This window comes from Phormidesmis priestleyi BC1401 (assembly GCF_001650195.1).
GTDB classification, from domain to species: Bacteria; Cyanobacteriota; Cyanobacteriia; order Leptolyngbyales; family Leptolyngbyaceae; genus Phormidesmis_A; species Phormidesmis_A priestleyi_B.
In genome coordinates, this window is record NZ_LXYR01000211.1 from 1 (window position 1) to 235 (window position 235).

General features: G+C 47.2%; 1 pseudogene. It reads left to right on the plus strand.

The features are described from left to right. A pseudogene (locus A8707_RS30825) lies at positions 1-128 on the plus strand (transposase); the annotation flags it as partial. Between the last annotated feature and the right edge of the window lie 107 nt (positions 129-235).

The following is a 235-nucleotide window of genomic DNA, read 5'->3' on the forward strand; positions in this document are numbered from 1 at the left end:
AAACAGTACAGTTCTCAATTCAAAGCAAAAGTTGCGATTGAAGCCTTGAAAGGCGATGAAAACCATTGCTGAAATTGCGAGTCAATATAGCGTTCATCCGACGATGATTCACGGTTGGAAACGGCATCTTCTAGCGGGTATGAGTGAGGTGTTTGAGCGCGGTTCCAGCGCCAGCAAAGTGGAGCCAGAAGGGCAAGTCCATCTGATGAGTTGTATCGACAGATTGGACAGTGGA